Source organism: Peribacillus sp. SIMBA_075 (assembly GCF_046534585.1).
In genome coordinates this window covers 1-16691 of sequence record NZ_JAWRYN010000067.1, presented here as the reverse complement: position 1 = coordinate 16691, position 16691 = coordinate 1, and the positions used below count along the sequence as shown (strand labels likewise).

General features: G+C 32.7%; 10 protein-coding genes and 3 pseudogenes. 11 read left to right on the top strand and 2 right to left on the bottom strand.

The window, feature by feature from the left end; genetic code table 11:
* Positions 1–433 precede the first annotated feature (433 nt).
* From SB775_RS25905 to SB775_RS25890, 4 genes and pseudogenes are all read left to right on the top strand, one after another.
* The gene (locus SB775_RS25905; RefSeq protein ID WP_342604190.1) at positions 434–940 is read left to right on the top strand and encodes a DUF4367 domain-containing protein; all 507 of its coding nucleotides are present in this window, start codon (positions 434–436) and stop codon (positions 938–940) included.
* Between the two features lie 239 nt (positions 941–1179).
* On the top strand, positions 1180–1488 hold the full coding sequence (locus SB775_RS25900) for a DUF3784 domain-containing protein (protein ID WP_410863988.1): 309 nt from the start codon (positions 1180–1182) through the stop codon (positions 1486–1488).
* Between the two features lie 507 nt (positions 1489–1995).
* Entirely contained in the window at positions 1996–2133 is a 138-nt protein-coding gene (locus tag SB775_RS25895; protein ID WP_083450730.1) for an FbpB family small basic protein, read from the top strand.
* Positions 2134–2768: 635 nt separating this feature from the next.
* Positions 2769–3378 (top strand): annotated as a pseudogene (locus SB775_RS25890) (recombinase family protein).
* A 200-nt stretch (positions 3379–3578) separates the two neighbouring features.
* Here SB775_RS25890 and SB775_RS25885 read toward each other — a convergent pair.
* Positions 3579–4529 carry a restriction endonuclease gene (locus SB775_RS25885; protein WP_410863987.1) on the bottom strand — a complete coding sequence of 317 codons (951 nt, stop codon included), beginning with the start codon at positions 4527–4529 and terminating at the stop codon, positions 3579–3581.
* A 292-nt stretch (positions 4530–4821) separates the two neighbouring features.
* Here SB775_RS25885 and SB775_RS25880 point away from each other — a divergent pair, with 292 nt between their 5' ends.
* The 6 genes from SB775_RS25880 (at position 4822) to SB775_RS25855 (ending at position 13333) form a co-directional block, all read left to right on the top strand.
* Positions 4822–7443, top strand: coding sequence for a TrlF family AAA-like ATPase (locus tag SB775_RS25880; protein WP_410863985.1), 2622 nt, complete (start codon positions 4822–4824; stop codon positions 7441–7443).
* A 210-nt stretch (positions 7444–7653) separates the two neighbouring features.
* Positions 7654–9612 (top strand): hypothetical protein, encoded by a 1959-nt coding sequence (locus tag SB775_RS25875; protein ID WP_410863984.1) that lies wholly within the window; start codon positions 7654–7656, stop codon positions 9610–9612.
* Between the two features lie 242 nt (positions 9613–9854).
* Positions 9855–10127, top strand: coding sequence for an HU family DNA-binding protein (locus tag SB775_RS25870; protein ID WP_410863983.1), 273 nt, complete (start codon positions 9855–9857; stop codon positions 10125–10127).
* Between the two features lie 753 nt (positions 10128–10880).
* Positions 10881–11330 carry a MarR family winged helix-turn-helix transcriptional regulator gene (locus tag SB775_RS25865; protein ID WP_410863981.1) on the top strand — a complete coding sequence of 150 codons (450 nt, stop codon included), beginning with the start codon at positions 10881–10883 and terminating at the stop codon, positions 11328–11330.
* Positions 11331–11349: 19 nt separating this feature from the next.
* Positions 11350–12690 (top strand): MFS transporter, encoded by a 1341-nt coding sequence (locus SB775_RS25860; protein ID WP_410863980.1) that lies wholly within the window; start codon positions 11350–11352, stop codon positions 12688–12690.
* Positions 12691–12748: 58 nt separating this feature from the next.
* Positions 12749–13333, top strand: a complete 585-nt coding sequence (locus SB775_RS25855) for a DUF3238 domain-containing protein (protein WP_410863979.1) — start codon at positions 12749–12751, stop codon at positions 13331–13333.
* 1163 nt (positions 13334–14496) lie between these two features.
* On the opposite strand, the pseudogene SB775_RS25850 reads toward SB775_RS25855, so the two are convergent.
* Positions 14497–15771 (bottom strand): annotated as a pseudogene (locus tag SB775_RS25850) (IS110 family RNA-guided transposase).
* Between the two features lie 213 nt (positions 15772–15984).
* Here SB775_RS25850 and SB775_RS25845 point away from each other — a divergent pair.
* A pseudogene (locus SB775_RS25845) lies at positions 15985–16514 on the top strand (GrpB family protein).
* The last annotated feature ends 177 nt before the right edge of the window (positions 16515–16691 follow it).

The following is a 16691-nucleotide window of genomic DNA, read 5'->3' as shown; positions in this document are numbered from 1 at the left end:
GAAGCACGGATTAGTCGGCAAAGCAACTAAATTACGGGCAAGGACCCTGTGGGGCAGCATGGCTGACATCCACCTCATGGAAAGGTTGGACGAAGGAATTTGAGAGCGAAGACTCTGTGAGGCATGGGAGGGTTGACCTCCATGAGAAATGTGGATATCCACCAGTGCGATCATAATTTAACTCATTCACCAATTTCTGTAAATTGTTGGCTAGTGGGCTATAATTCTTTTTTCTCCAAAGGTCTAATTTTTCCATTCAAGTGATTTTCCCCCAACTATTAAGTGATTACAGGCAGGTAAACTACTATGAAAATCTAAGAAAAACGGAGATATCGAGAGGTTTTGCTTTCTTTATTGAGGGAGGTTAGTTTAATAAGAAACATCAAATTGGAAAAACTACCTATGTAAAAACCAAACAGGAAGAGGTAGTAAATTGAAATTACTTTTTATACGTTTATTAGTTGTATTTATTCTATTTCAAAACATTCCACTAATAGTTCAAGCTAAAGAAATCAAATATAATCACGATAGTATAACTATTTCTGAAATCAAGAGGAAAGTTGATTTTAAAGTAGTTGTTCCTCAAAATATTCCTAATGATTGGACGTTAGAAATAAAAACATACCCTTGGGATGAAAAAGATAAAATCACTAATTTTAGCTTGCACTATATGGATAGCGACGATAAATATATGCTAATTCATATTGGGCAAAGTAAGGAATCTTCTAATAAAGAAATGAACATAAATGCAGAGCAAGTAGATATAAACGGTAATAAAGGCTTTTTTGTAGAATGGGGTAATAGTGGTGAGTTAGATAAAAAGGGAGAACTTGTTACTGGTGGTTTACTTCGTTGGATACAAGAAGGAACTTATGTAGAAATGGAGAGCTCACGGGTATCAAGGAATAAAATGTTGGAAGTTGCAAGATCAATGAAATAATTTATAGAACTAACTGGTGCTTTAGTTCATTAAGTGAGGTTGCTGAAGCAACCTTTTTGTTATGCAACTAAAGGGGCAGTTTAGTTCCATAAGGGAGATATTATTTTTAACAAAGTTAGCGTGAAATGGTAATTATAAATTTATTAAATTAAGGATTTGGGAATATTACTGAGGGAGTTCAAGAGATAATGTTATAATTTGGATATAAGGGATGTGGATTATGGGAGGAATATAGAATAATGCTTTTAATATCATTGTGTGTAGTTGCTTTAGGTATTTTATTTATCTATATAGGATTTATAATGAAGAAAAAGGGAACAACAACATTTATTGCAGGCTATAACAACACCTTTTTTCCTAAAAACGAAGCAAAATTAGCTAATTGGATAGGTTTAATAATTATAATTTTCGGGATTGTAACTATCTTATTTCCAATAGCTTTTCAAATATTTGATGGATTAGAGGGTTATCATTTTGCCATTATTGCAATAGGTCACATTATAGCAGTGTTTATTGCAATTTTATTAGACCAGTTAAGTAATCATTAATTGTTTTGCTTGTTTTTGGATTAATGGGTGCATTAGAAGAGGCATTATTACTGTAATGAATGAACAGAGATTTAGATCTACCTTTTTCATAATGCAAAACTAACGAAGTTTATGAATAAATACACTTAAACTAAAAGGTGCGTTAGTTCTTTAAGAAGTATGGAAAATGATTAAACTTTTTTAAAAAAGTATCATTTAATTGAATATGTTAAGAGCATGTTTTTATCAGTCTTTTTTCAAAACATGCTCTTTTCTTTTGTAGCTAGTATTGGATATTGAACGAAAAGCAATAGCGTGGTACCGAATTGATACCATCTCATTTAAATCATAGCTCATGGTCCCACTTATTGTTTCTAAATCTCTTGAACAGATGCTCAATAATTCACAGAATTGTTGAATTATTATTATATAAACTTACAGAATTGTTGTATTATTTAGATAAGTTACATTTTAGCTTGTAAATTCTATAAAACACTCTCAATCCATAAAAAGAAAGGAGTATTTATTTTGCGAAGATCTGTCAAGAAAAAATCATTTAAAGAGTTAATGCAAGAGAATAGACAAGAACTACTTAATGATAAACAAGCATTAGAAAAAATTGAAAAACGTATAGAAAAACGCCATGAGTTTAAAAAACTAGCTTAACTTAACTAGATTTCTTTGTATTTTCATAGAAAGAGTTCAGATTATAAATAAATAATCTAAGAGGAACTTACGCTTAAAAACCCCCTTGACGGCCAAGGGGTTTAGTTAAAGAAGCCTAACGGCTATGTATAAAAGCTAGTTTTATAAAATTAAAAAGGGACATTTTTATTTGCCCTGTTCCTCGTATCGGCCCCACCTACGCCAAATACTATGACAGCCAAACATGCCATCCAACCAACTATCAGTATAGATGAAAGCGTTTACATTTACAACGGTTAATAGTTAAAAAGTTTCGAAAAATATTACATACACTCAAATAGGAAAGATCACCGAGAAGTAAAAAGCGAATTAGAACTAAATTTAATCTGAGCAAAAATAGAGATTCGTCCAATCCATTTTTCGTGCGTTTTCCTCGTTTTTTCGTCTAGACCACGATTAGAGCTGTTCAAACTATCTATAAATCATCCGTTCGTAAAAGTAGACTTTTACGAACGGTTATTTTTTATGTAAAATCCTTTCATTTTAACGTTCGTTAAAGTTTAAAAACACTTTACGAACGTTCTTCGTTTTGCCTGCACTTTTACGAACGCTTTTGGTAGAATAAGAGAAAGAAAATAGAAAGAAGAGTTAAAAAAATGGATGTTCGTAAATTTGGATACATAAGGGTCAGCAGCAAAGAGCAAAATGAGGGACGGCAACTTCAAGCCATGTTTGAAAATGGTCTCAAAGAACGAGATATTTTTATGGATAAACAAAGTGGGAAAAATTTTGACCGAGTTCAATATCAATTATTAAAACGCATGGTCCGGAAAGGGGATGTTCTATACATTAATTCACTGGATCGTTTTGGACGGAACAAGAAAGAGATTCTTCAGGAATGGAATGACATCACAAAAAACATCCAGGCAGATATCGTGGTCATAGATATGCCATTATTGGACACTACACAATATAAAGATAGCTTGGGAACATTCATCGCGGATTTAGTTTTGCAGATTCTTTCCTGGATGGCGGAAGAGGAACGGGACCGCATTCGAAAACGGCAGCGTGAAGGAATTGATGTTGCTTTACAAAACGGTGTGCTCTTCGGCAGACCGAAAGCCCAAGTAACTGAAGAGTTCAAACAAGGTTATGATCTATGGAAAACAGGAGAGATAACAGCTATGAAGGCTATGGGAGCTAGGCCTAAAAAAGACGACCTTTTATAAACTGGTCAGAGAGTATGAGAATACACCGAAAAAATGATAATTATAATAGGGAGAAACACGTAAAAAGGAGTAGCTGCTATATGAATTAAAGCAGCTACTTTTTGAAAAAAAGGGGGGGATATCCGTTTTTTTACCTTTGTTGATTTTTGAATCAACAACGATAAATTGTTATTAAACCATCCAACTATTTGGTGTTACTCTGGGCGCACCCTTTTCTTACTAAGAAAAAGAAACAGATTATATTTTCTTATCTTGCATAGTGCTAACATCTATATAGATCTTTCCCATTGTTTGGGCTGCACTAATTTTTTTTTCTAGGATTTCATTAAAACTGTATATTCCTTCAACAACAAAAGCGAGGTCTGAACCATCAATTAATATTGTCTTTAATGCTTTTCCTATTTTTAAAGCTTCTACAGATTCTCTTGAAAAGCCATTTATTGATATGAAGATACCTCTTCCATAAAATTTACCTTCAATTTTATAAGCAAATTGATAAAGCGAATTAGAGGCTACTAACGCTTCCTGCCATTTTGCTTCAAGTATATAATTCTCACCTTCAAACTTTATTGCTCCGTCTATTTGTTCTCCAATTATTTTAAAAGGGTCGGCAATAGATATTTTTTCATAAATACATAAATTTTTAATGAAATCTTCTAGTAAATAACCTCTTTGTTGCATCGATATGGCTTTTCCTTGTTCATTTAGACCTTTATATAGATTGGTGTACTGTATATTAAGATCATGAAAGTTTTTTCGATTTTGATTGATTTCTTCCTCTTTTCTCATTCTCTGTAGTTTTTGTTTTTTAATCTTTTCATCTCTAATTTCTTGCAATTGTTTTAAGTGGTTTATATTTCGTAATGCTTCATTTTCATCTAATTTTTTAAGCTTTTTAAAATAGTAAGGGTCAAAATGATTCCATTCTACTAACGATTGCAGCATACTTCTGAATGGTCCTAACCCTCCACCTTCTCTTGTTTGAAGATTGCCGAAGAGTGTATCTACAATTTTTGCTCTACTTAAATTGGTTTCATCGTAATTTGCGACATTTTGCAGATCACGCTTGGTGCAACCATTGCTTCTAAAGAAAGAAATGATTTCAGATTTAGGCCAAAAAATGGATAAAATACATGTTCTCATAGAATCTGTAATATCTTTTGGAAAGCTATAATGAATAACAATCACCTTCTTGTGATAAATTAGTATTTCGGGGGTTTCTCTTTTATTCTGTCTCTTTTAAATTTAATCAAAAGGCAAAAACTTTCCTATATATATCAGTTATAAACAGTAGAATATTTTGATATATCTTTTAATAATCGTAAACTATTTATCTTATAATAGTAAACATATTTCCTCGTGCACTTCCTTTTTTATATTTAATTGTTTAACTTTACTATAATATGGTAACATAAAGCATTTTTATTTAAGTAATGATTAAAATTTTTAGTGAAGAATAAAGATAAAAAGGGGAGTCTTCATGCAAAATAGTTACGCGGAGTTTATAAAATGTGCCTTACAGGTTAATCCTTACAATTATATAAAGTATAGAGGAAAAGTACATTCTATGAGTGAAAAAGAATATAATGATGAGATCTTAAAGATATGTAGGGAACAAGGGATTCAAGTAATAGGTTTAGCCGATCATGGAAATATACATTCTGGAGAACAACTAAGAACTTTATTATCTGATAATGGTATTGTTGTTTTTCCGGGTTTTGAGATTTCAACTGCAGAAAAAATACATATTGTTTGCTTATTTCCGGAGAATACTACCTCTAGAAATTTGGAAAGATATTTGGGTAAATTAGATTTAATTGATGAGGAAGATGGAGTAGCACCTAGTCGACTTTCTTGCCGAGATATTGGGAGAATAGTAGTCGATGATTTAAATGGTTTTTGGTATGCAGCCCATATAAGTAGTGATAATGGAATCTTAAAAATGGGACAGATGCAGCATGTATGGAAGAGTGAACACTTTAAAGCCGCCCAAATTCCTTCTTCAAGAGAACATTTAGAATTTAGTTATAAAAATATTATAGAGAATAAAGATCCAAACTATTTTCGTAATCAACCAATTGGATTAATTAATGCTAAAGATGTTTCACAGCCATCTGATCTCACATTATTAGAAGCTAGTTGTTTAATTAAGATGTCAGAGATAAACTTCAACTGTTTTACACAAGCATTTAATGATCCTGAGTCTAGAGTTAAGTTAGCAACAGAAATGAATGAAAATCATCACAGTGTTATAGAAAGAGTTCAGGTTTTTGGCGGCTATTTGGATGGTTTTGATGTAAGGTTTTCGCAACATTTAAATACCTTTATTGGTGGAAGAGGAACAGGTAAGTCAACCCTATTAGAACTTATTAGATATGCCTTAGAGATTGAACCAAAGAGTCCTAGCTCTAAAAAGATTTCTACTAAGCTTATAGAATATAACTTAGGTATAGCTAATGGCCGGATAGAATTAACCATTTCCTCTAATAGGGAACATGGAAAAGTGTACAAAATAATTAAAAGATATGGTAATCCTTTGGTCATAACTGATATGGATGATATAGTTTCAAATTTAAAATTGGAAGATATACTTCCAGCTATTGAGATAATAGGACAAAATGAAATCATCGAATTAATTGAAGATGAGGAATCAAAAATTCAAATATTGGATCGATTTTTATCTAAGAAAGAAACAATAATTAATGAACAGGATCAGATTTTAAGAGATTTAAAACGTAATAGAGAAGGTATGATAACAATTAAAGAGGTCATTGATGATTTAGGTCAACAGGTTCAGCAACTTCCTGGTCTTGAGGAAAAAATTCGTGCATTAGATGAATTAGGAATTAGAGAAAAACTGAAAAATGTAGATATAATATCTCAAGAAAAAGAGTTCTTTCGCTTATTAAATAGTGATCTCGAACAACGGAAAAGTGATTTTCCAATTCTTAAAGTTCATTCCTTAGATGAAGAATATGGACATTTTTTACATAAAGAATTATTTGATGAAATTAAAGTTGTTGTTTCTGAGGTGAATGGGGAAATCAGTACCTTGAATAAATCATATGAAAAAATTATTAATGAAGCTAAGGTAAATACAAGTAAGATTCAAAATAGATGGGAAGAGAATAAAGAAGAGATTGAAAAAGATATCCATAAATCAATTAGAGAAATTCCAGATATTCATGGTAAGTCGGGTAAGGATATTGCTGAAGAATACAAGCGCATATCTAGTAACATTGCTCGTATTAAGCCTCTTTCAAAACAAAAAGGCCAAAAAACAGAGGAGTACAAGAAATTAAAAGATGAGCGTTTAATTCTACTAGAAAAGCTTCGTAAAAATAAAGATGGTGTTGAAGATGAGTTGCGCGGAACCATAAAAAAAGTTAACAAGGGTCCTTTAAAAGGGAAACTTAGAATCAATTTACAACCTAGAAAAAATCGAAGTAATTTAATTAGGTTTTTGGCAAACTTTCAAGGTCTTGGTGAGAAAACTCTTGAATGGATAAATGAAGCAGTGGATCTTTCTATACCAGCTCTGTGTGAGGACTTAGATAAAGGATCTTCAAACTTATTTGAAAAGTACAAAGAGTTTGGATTGTCACAAGCTAAAGCAGATATTTTAGCTAGAATGACTATTGAACATAGGCTACAGTTGGAGGAAATTCAATTATTAGATGTAATTGATATTCAATTAAATGTTACCCCTAAAGGTGAGGCTTACAAATCTCTTGAAAAACTTTCAAAAGGGCAACAGTGTACAGCAATACTAAATATTTTATTATTAGACAATAAAGATCCTCTAATTATAGATCAACCTGAGGATAATCTTGACAATGCTTTTATTGCAAATAATATTGTGAGTGAACTTAGGAAGCATAAAATGAATCGACAATTTATATTTTCTACACATAATGCTAATATTCCGGTATTTGGGGATGCTGAACTAATTGCTGTTATGCATGAGGAAGACGGGCAAGGAATGATAAAGGGAGGATTTATTGGTTCTGTTGATTCAGAACGTGTAAAGCAATCAGTTATTCAGACGTTGGAAGGAGGAGACAGTGCATTTAGAATGAGGAGGGCAAAATATAACCTTTAATATGGAAGATTGTAAATGTAAAGTGTGGTTAAAAAGAGGGTTTAATACCCTCTTTTTTAAATATACAACTTGTAAAAAGAAAATGCGTTTTTATTAACTGATGGATTTAGTTAGGATTTAAAAGAATGAGTAAATATGGCATATAGATTAGAATTTTTGAAACAATTAGGACAAATGTTTTTAGATTATTTTATAAGGAGGGATTTAGCAATGCAACAAGAGATTATTTTAAATAATGCATTAGAATACTTAGCAACGATTTCTAATCTTAGGAAAGAGGATGATGATAAAGGAAAAGTAAACTCAAAATTGAGGGAAATAAATGATTTTATAAGAATTTGTCTTGAAAAACCTGACTTTAAGGACTATCTAAATGCAAACTTAAATCTTGATTTAAAGGTATTTTACAGCTTAGAAGAAAAAGACGGCACAGCTGACAAAGACCTTTTCAAAGAAATACTTAATAGATCTCATGATGAAGGAAATATATTTTTATCATATGACTCAGATATATATAGGAAGTTAGAACTAATAGATATAAAACTTACCATTTATTCTAAGCTACTTCAGAAATTAGCTTTTAAGTTTATAGATAATCCTCATAAGTCAGAAATAATTATGTCTGAAACAAAGAAGTCAATTATTGAAAAGAAAGTCAACATAGAGGTTCTAAAAGATTATAAAGCTCTTGGATATTTGGATATACCACCGTATAGAATATGGAATGGTAAAAAAATGAAGGATATAGAAAAAAAATCAATAGAAGAGGAATTAAGAAAGTTGCAAAAAGAAGTTAAAAAAATTATCCTTCAAAAAAGACTTTTGCCTAAAAACCACAAAGAATTTATACAAAAGTACCAACAGGAGTGGTGGTTGGAATATAAAAATTATGTTACAGAAATATATCCTGATATTTTTAAACACTTTATGTACTTTAATGGTGTGAATATAAAAGTAATTATCTCAAAATCCTTTTTAAAATTATCCAATGAATTTGGGCAAAGTGGTTTATTTCTTTGTACAGGGGTGGTACCAGGACAAGATAATGGCTTTTCTATTGAAATTGATGAATATATTAATGAAATAGTTTTTCTGGATGATTTCTTTAATAATGAAGACGAGATTGTTAATATTGATATGGGGTTTGAACTAAATACGTATAAAGAGAATTATAAACAAATGATTTCTCAAAATGTTGAATATGAAATACGCAATGAATTACATAATTTATTTACTATATATTTGGATGAAACAATTTTTCATATCTATTCAGATAGTATATTGAAACATCTAGGCATAATTATATCCCATAACCTAAATTATAAAGAAGGAAAAATGTTTGATATCCATAGTAAAAAATTGAAGCATTATAAAATTATTTACTTTAAGAAAAATGAAAAGATGAATTTTGAAAACATTGATATGAGATTATTAACAAGTGAACAATATATTGTTATAAGTTCAACAGTTATTTCTAAACGAATTAGAGAAAAGTATATTGATAAGGCAATTTTTTTAGATATAAATGACTTAATTCAAATCGGTAAAGAGGCAAAAGACTTAGAATTAGAAAGATCTGTTATTTACCCTTATCTCAAAGGAGTGATAATGGATAAAAACATTGACTTGAAATATTATACTGCAAAAAGTTTAATAAAAAGGTTAGAGGAATGTCCACATGGTAATGAAGGATGGAAAACATACGAAACCATCTGTATCGACATCCTTAAATTTGTTTTTAAGGATTCGTTTAGAAATTTCACTCTTAAATTTCATTCCAGAAATGATAATAACTTGGATATTAGAGATGCAATAATTTCTAATACTGGAATACACGATTTTTGGAAAGAACTAAGAGTTTCCTATTCTTCAAAAAATATAGTATTTGAATTTAAAAATCTCACTGATGAGGTAGGAAAAAGCGAGTTGTTACAGGTTTCAAACTATCTTAAAAAAGATTCTATTGGGAGAGTTGGAGTGGTTTTCTCTAGAAATGGGCATTCACCGAACGGACGAGAAGAGCAAAAAGAGTTACTTAATCATGATAAAAAGTTAATAATAATCCTTAACGATAATGATTTAATTGATTTAATAAATAAGAGATTAATTGATGAAGAACCTGAACAATTGTTAGAATATTTAAGGTTTGAATTAGAAGCCAGCGTGTAGTAAATACAACAGTAGTTTGGGTGAAATATCCAATTTTTCAGTATTATGAATTCTTCTTTTTATGCAATACACCTTTTGTTTACATAATACTGATTATCGGACTTGGGTAAAGTGCTATTCTAAGCATCCTTACAAGAATTTTGCTTCCTTTTAGCCAACCTTACCGTGTGACAGACATATAGATGATATGTTATGTTGTCAGTTCTACATACTATTTAGAAAAAAGGACGAGGTGTTTGACTATGAATAAAACTGATTTAGTAAATACTGTGGCAACACAAGCAGAACTAACTAAAGAAGACGCTAAAAAAGCAGTGGATGCATTGATTGAAACGATCTCTACCACACTCGCTAAAGAGGAGAAAATCCAATTAGTTGGATTTGGCACATTTGAAGTACGTGAACGTGCAGCTCGAAAAGGGCGTAATCCACAAACAGGTGAAGAAATCGATATTGCTGCTTCTAAAGTTCCAGCTTTTAAACCAGGTAAGGAATTAAAAGAAGCTGTTAAATAAAAAATATATATCTAAGAATGTAAAAATACTCTGGGGATGAGATAGTCTCCAGAGTATTTTTATTTTGATATGTGTGTTTTTGAAAATGAAATGGTTATCCTGTTTCTAGTAATTTATCCAAAATGATTTTTTCAATGGATGTGAATAAATAAAGTTTGATTATTTATAAAAGATTAATCCTTTGTAATTTGTTTCTGGTAGGGCATAGCCATCAATACCTCTTACTAAATTCGAATAACAATTGCAACTATTTCAGCAACTTCACGAATTTCATTTTATAAATGGAAAATTTTAATATAGGTTATTTTAATAATATTTTTATTAATAAAATGCGTAGATTAATGATTACTACAATTGTTGCTATTTTACCGTCTGTTTAAATTAAACTTTGTAACAAAACTCGTTCTTTTCTGAACATTGGTTTAAAAAATCTCAGTTTGCTAGGGTTATGTGTAATAAAACCCGACCATTATTCTATGTTCATTAATTTTTGTTATTTGATTAAACTCTTTGTACTTAAAGGAAACACATTAGGTGTCAAACTCAAAAGTTATGACGCTTTTCATACATAAATATACGTTTCTAAAATATGCAACTTATCTTGCGTTCACTTCTGGGTAGCGAAATATTGAAAAGGTTAACATAATACTCGAATTTATTTTAAATTAATCAACATATTGACTATTATATTAAAAATAACTATAATTAAAAAAGTCAACATGTTAAGTAATTCTACATAGAGGAGGAAGATATATGGAAGATAAAGATACCAAGCTGGCAAACATCGCATTGGACATTATCCGTGTAGCTAACATATTGGAAAGACTAGGTGGAAAGTATGCGCATGAAGCAGATCTAAACAGTGTACAGCAATACATGATTTTGTCGCTGTTAAACGCTGAACCTAATTTATCTATGGGGGATCTCCATCAAAATACATTAGTGACAAAACAAGCAATCACAGGTGTTGTTGATCGTCTAAAAAAAGGAGGCTATTTGGAAATATACAAGGACTCAAAGGATCGTAGAATTACCCGCGTTCTTTTGACTGAGAAAGGTAAGAAGGCATTACAAGCTACGCGACCTAAGAGGATTTCAGGGAATCAGGAAGTCTTTTCTATTTTAAGCGAGGAAGAAATTTCCCAATTAACAGGGATTTTTTCTAAGCTCCTTCTACATTTAAAAAATATAGAAAACATTTGAACAGGAGAAAATATTATACATGAGTAATCAATTAAAACGATTAAATTATTCTATTTGTTTTATTCTAATATTCGCAACGATGAATACGACAATGATGAATATTGCATTGCCTAAATTTGCAGAAGAATTTATTTTAACACCTACTGAAGTGAGCTGGGTTACTTCAATATTTAGTTTGACGTTTGGTATCGGAGCCGTTATTTTCGGGAAATTGGCTGACATCTTTCCGATTCGACGTTTACTTGTTATAGGCCTTATCATTTTCATGATCGGTTCATTGATTGGATTTTTCAGCACTAACTTTGGATGGGTTATAGTCGCACGAATAATCCAAGGATTTGGTGCAGCAGCAATTCCGTCATTAAGTATGGTTATGGGGCCTCGATTTTATCCACCAGAATACCGTGGTAAAATGCTCGCAATGGTCTTTTCAATCGTTGCACTAGGGGCTGCAGTTGGTCCTATTTTGGGTGGTTTTTTAACAGATTGGTTTGGTTGGGAAGCATTATTCGCAATTAATTTCTTAAGTTTATTAGGACTACCTATTTTCCTTAAGTACGTACCTAAAGAAGAAACAAAAACTGGGACTTTCGATATTCTTGGTGCGATTATTTTTATGCTTGCGATTACGGCCATTTTAATGGGAATCAACGTTTCTAGTTGGCTACTTCTGGTGGCAGTTGTTCTGTTATTTGTTTTCTACTTGCAAAGTAAGCGAACTGCCGATCCATTTGTCGAGATTCAAATTTTTAAAAACCGCTCGTTCAGCTTAGTACTTTTAATGAGTTTTTTAAATACGATCACCTATATGGGAACGCTATTCATCCTTCCGCTAATGCTTTCAAAAGCGAACGGTTTATCTACTGATTGGATTGGGCTTGTTTTATTCCCGGGTGCGCTTTTCACGACTATATTGGGCTCACAAGTTGGCCGTTTAGTTCAAATAAAAGGTAGCCAATTTGTCAATCAATGGAGTTTTGTTTTGATGGCTATCGCTTGTTTGGGACTTTCTACAATTGTTGGATTTTCTCCAATTTGGATTTCTTTAATGGCCATTTTCGTATTTTTAGGTTTTACAGCAAATCAAACAGCATTTTCCAATTATATATCACAAATTTTACCACCAAAGCAAATTGGAATTGGGCTGGGCTTATTCACATTAATGACATTCCTAGCTTCCGCTATCGGGATTTCATTATACGGTCGTTTCCTTGATTTAAAAATTGGGCATTGGAATATATTGAATAACTCTTCTTATAGCTCTTATAGCAACGCATTACTTCTGGCAGCCATTGTTATTTTGTTAGCGATGATTGTCCTTACTTTGGAAAAGACAGTGAAGAAGCGAGAAGCGTTGTAACATCCTTAAACGAAATGGATCAATATGATTATCCAAAATAAAAATAGAGGTGTATCTCATGAATACTATCGTTAAAGTTAGAGCAAGTGTATTTATTCCAATGTCTTGGACTGAGACTAAAAAGGATACTCAAACAGGAAACCTGATTCAATTCGAAGGTGACTCGCGTGAATTCACACCATATGCTGTCAACACTATGCGTTCCAGAGTTGAACAAGAGGTAGTTGTAGATTTTTATAAAAAAGAAATTTTCACATATGCGAATACTGGCATAACAACAGAAAGAATCACAACTCCTGATGGTTCCGTTAATAAAAGGACAGGAAAAGCTAGTACGGAACGTATTTTGTGCACGGATATTATATGGGGAGAGGATGACGTCAAATTTCATATGAGTGCTAGTGCGAGCAACCCACTAAATGTATATGCACCTCCCGCTGATTATCTTTTAACTGTACGTATTAAAGAAGATGGTAGTATCGATATTCACGGTGAACACGATGGATTCCCTTGTTTTGAATTTTATAAGCAAGTAAATTTTGGTCCGTTTGAACAAATATATACGCATGATTTTAGAGAAACTGGTGATACACCCGACGCTCTAGGTGGAGAAATGGAGTATAGTTTTAAAAAGATATTATAAAGACAATAAGAAATCAAAATATCACAACATAAGAGTTAGCAACAGGAATTGAAAATGCTGTTAAAGTATCAAGTACGTTCTAAATCAACAAAATATTTTACCCCTGAATATAGCAGTGCCAACATTTTATAGTGATGGCACTGTTTTTTGCTATTGCATGGTTAGAACTCAATTAAAGCGTGCATTTCACTCTCATCTTATTGAATCGCTGAACGGGTTTGTATGCTGCATGGACCCCAACTTTACATAAGGTCAACTATAAGAAGTTAGCAAACTAAAAACCCCTTGGCGTTCAAGGGATTTCATGTCGCTCGTTTTTATTGGTTATGCATGGTTTTATACATCGTTGATGAATCAATGTTTTAAGCTTTTGAAGAAGCTTTTAGATGCATAAAAAAGTAGAGTTTTTCAGATGAAATTTAACTGTTTTTACAGACCAGATTGTCTTTATGGCTAGTTGGTAGAAATTTCACTACTTGATTTTTCTGTTGATTAAAAAAAGGCAGGGTGTATGTATGTGAATTCTTGTTGTTATGTTACACCCTTACTAATAATTATGATTAAATTGACTAAATATATACCATCCATTGAGCTGGCAAAAAAATAAAGCTTAGATTAGTAAATTATGCAGAAAAATTCTGTTGGAACCCCTTATTAACCTTGTTGACATAAAAGAAGGCGTATTAACGTTCTAATTCCCATTGATTTCTCTTTTTGCTTTTACCTTTAACCTTCTGTTGCTGACGTTGTTGGTAGGACCCCTTAATGAACTCCCTCAGTTTAATAGATAATGCTCACGAATACTCGCTTATTCGCAGGATTTCAAACCACATGGTATAGGTTGCTTTAGATGAACGAAAGAGATAGGACCGTTTTGATAAGATGAGGGCAGATTGAAATAGGGGATCTATTGAAAATCCCATATTATTACATATGCTGCACGCATTTTCCACGCCGCCCTTGGAGGCTTTCCCTCCCATGTCTCAACGGGTCATATTCATATGCCCTTTCATTCCTTCGTCATGCCTATCCAAGGGGTGGAGGCCGGTTTTGCTAACGGAACGGGTCATTGCCCTTTTGTTCATTACATCCAGTACTCGTGCTTTCTTTGAATTCCTACGAATAAGCCAATGCTCGTGAATGACAATATCAAAAGGTAAGTTTCATGCTGCTTCTGGACTGATCGGGTAAACTTTTTCTGGGGAATAGTCAGATCCACTTCTGGCCATTCCCACTAAAACTCTGGCGAGTTTACCGCATAACTTCATGACAGACTTCATTTTCTTTGTTTTTTTCACCTTAACATTTGTGGCGTGAATGGCTTGGAACTCTGGGTTATTCATAATCAGACTCATCGTCGCAAGAAATAGGAAACGTCTAAGTCGGGACCTACCACGTTTGGATAAAACAATTTGACCTTTCCATTTTCCAGAGCTTGCCTCGGAAAGGTGCAGTCCTGCGTGACGTAATAAAGCATTGCCATGAGGGAAACCACTTAAATCACCCGATTCTCCAAGAATACCAGCCAGTGTAATCGTGCTAATTCCTTTAATCGCTAGTATTTTTTCAGCATAAGGAATTTTCATGAGTATGTTTGTGACTTCCTGTTCAACTGCTTCAAGTTGGACGGTCGCAAGATCGTATTCCTCAAGCAATTGCTTCAAATGAAGTTTATAAGCATCAAGAGCTTTTTTTGTACCAACCGATTTGTTCGCTAAGTCGATCAGTGAATGAGCCTTTGGAACACCTGCATGTCTTTTCATCACTGATTTCCATCCCATAATGATATCTTGAGGCTGTAACGAACGTAGTTCGACTGGAGTGGGAAATAAGCGAAGGGTTGCGATAGCTCCCTTAGCTGTTACATCTTTGAAGACTTGTCGTAGTTCAGGAAAGACGATATCTACCCAGCGATTTATTTGGTTGATTGAGCTGACAAGCCGTTTAACAATCATGTCCCTGTTAGACATAAGCACTCGAAGTTTTTCTATGGATTCTGGGCTATGATTAATCAATGTATAATAGCCATTTTTCACTACATCAGCGATGACGAGAGCGTCCTTTTTATCGCTCTAAGATTGGGTATTATCTCGGTTCTCTTTATTCCTTTTAACAAGGTGCGGATTTACGGTAACAACTTCAACGTTTTGTTCAAATAACCATTTTGATAGATTCAACCAGTAATGACCGGTAGGTTCCATGCCCACGATGGCAGTGTCTAAACGGTTTATTCGTTTAAGTTCTTTGATCCAACTTAGAAATTTAGTAAACCCCTCATCGTTATTTTCAAAGGTTAGAGGATGACCGACCACAATTCCTCGATAGTTAACAGCTCGATCAACATGAAATTGTTGTGCAATATCAATTCCTACAACAAGATGACGATTCGTGATTCTTTCAATTAGTTGATTTTGTTTGTTTTGCATTTTAAAATTCATAGTAGAGCTTCCTCCTTAAGATGAGTTTTGGTTTGTGTGTACTCTCATCATACTGAGGGGCTCTGTTTTTTTCAAAGCCGATATTTAACGCTCTACAGGAATGCTAACAGGTGCTTTACTTCAATAAGGAAGGTTGCTGAGGCGTTTGTAATAGAATGCAGGTACAAAGATTTTTCTGAAACTGAAAAAATTAAAATCATGAGGGAGAGTAAAATGAAAGATATTCATGATGAAAGCACATGGCCCGTATGGGCTAATGAGACAATAGACATTGTCGAACCAAATCCCAAGAATCAGGAAAAAGCACTTCTTCTTAATCTTCTTTCAACTTTCGGCATAACGGAATTCAACATTATGGAAGTACATCTATTCCTAATTTACCAGCTAAACCAATCATTGATTTAATGGCTAAAATTGATTCATTTCAAAAAATAAAAGAAATATCTTCATTGTTAGCTAATCACGACTGGCATTATGTACCTCCTAACATAGACAATCGACCTTGGCAAAGATTTTTTGTGAAAGTAATTAACGACAAACGAGTAGTACATTTACATATTTTACTTGAGGGAGAAGAACGGTGGGATAATCAGCTACTTTTTCGTGATTTATTACGGACTAATCACCAGTTTATTGATGAATACGCTATTCTTAAAAGAAATTTGGCAAAAAAATATAGCAATGCTCGTGAAGCGTACACTAAAGCAAAAACAGAATTTATCAATTATGTTCTTAAATCTTAGTTGCAAACTAATATAAGTTTGTGAAGAAATGTACTTAAACTCCCATGAAAATTAAAAAAGCTCAAAATCCAGAAAAAACCACCCAGTAAAAACGCTTTTTAAAAAAAGGCTGAGCCTTATGATTGATCTGATTGAGTTTGGTAAATCGTTAAACAAAAACCTCCAATCATAGCAAAT

Coding starts and splice junctions, on each gene's coding strand:
- SB775_RS25880 (WP_410863985.1), top strand. CDS start 4,822: ATGCAAAATAGTTACGCGGAGTTTATAAAATGTGCCTTACAGGTTAAT.
- SB775_RS25865 (WP_410863981.1), top strand. CDS start 10,881: ATGGAAGATAAAGATACCAAGCTGGCAAACATCGCATTGGACATTATC.
- SB775_RS25855 (WP_410863979.1), top strand. CDS start 12,749: ATGAATACTATCGTTAAAGTTAGAGCAAGTGTATTTATTCCAATGTCT.
- SB775_RS25875 (WP_410863984.1), top strand. CDS start 7,654: ATGCAACAAGAGATTATTTTAAATAATGCATTAGAATACTTAGCAACG.
- SB775_RS25900 (WP_410863988.1), top strand. CDS start 1,180: ATGCTTTTAATATCATTGTGTGTAGTTGCTTTAGGTATTTTATTTATC.
- SB775_RS25870 (WP_410863983.1), top strand. CDS start 9,855: ATGAATAAAACTGATTTAGTAAATACTGTGGCAACACAAGCAGAACTA.
- SB775_RS25860 (WP_410863980.1), top strand. CDS start 11,350: ATGAGTAATCAATTAAAACGATTAAATTATTCTATTTGTTTTATTCTA.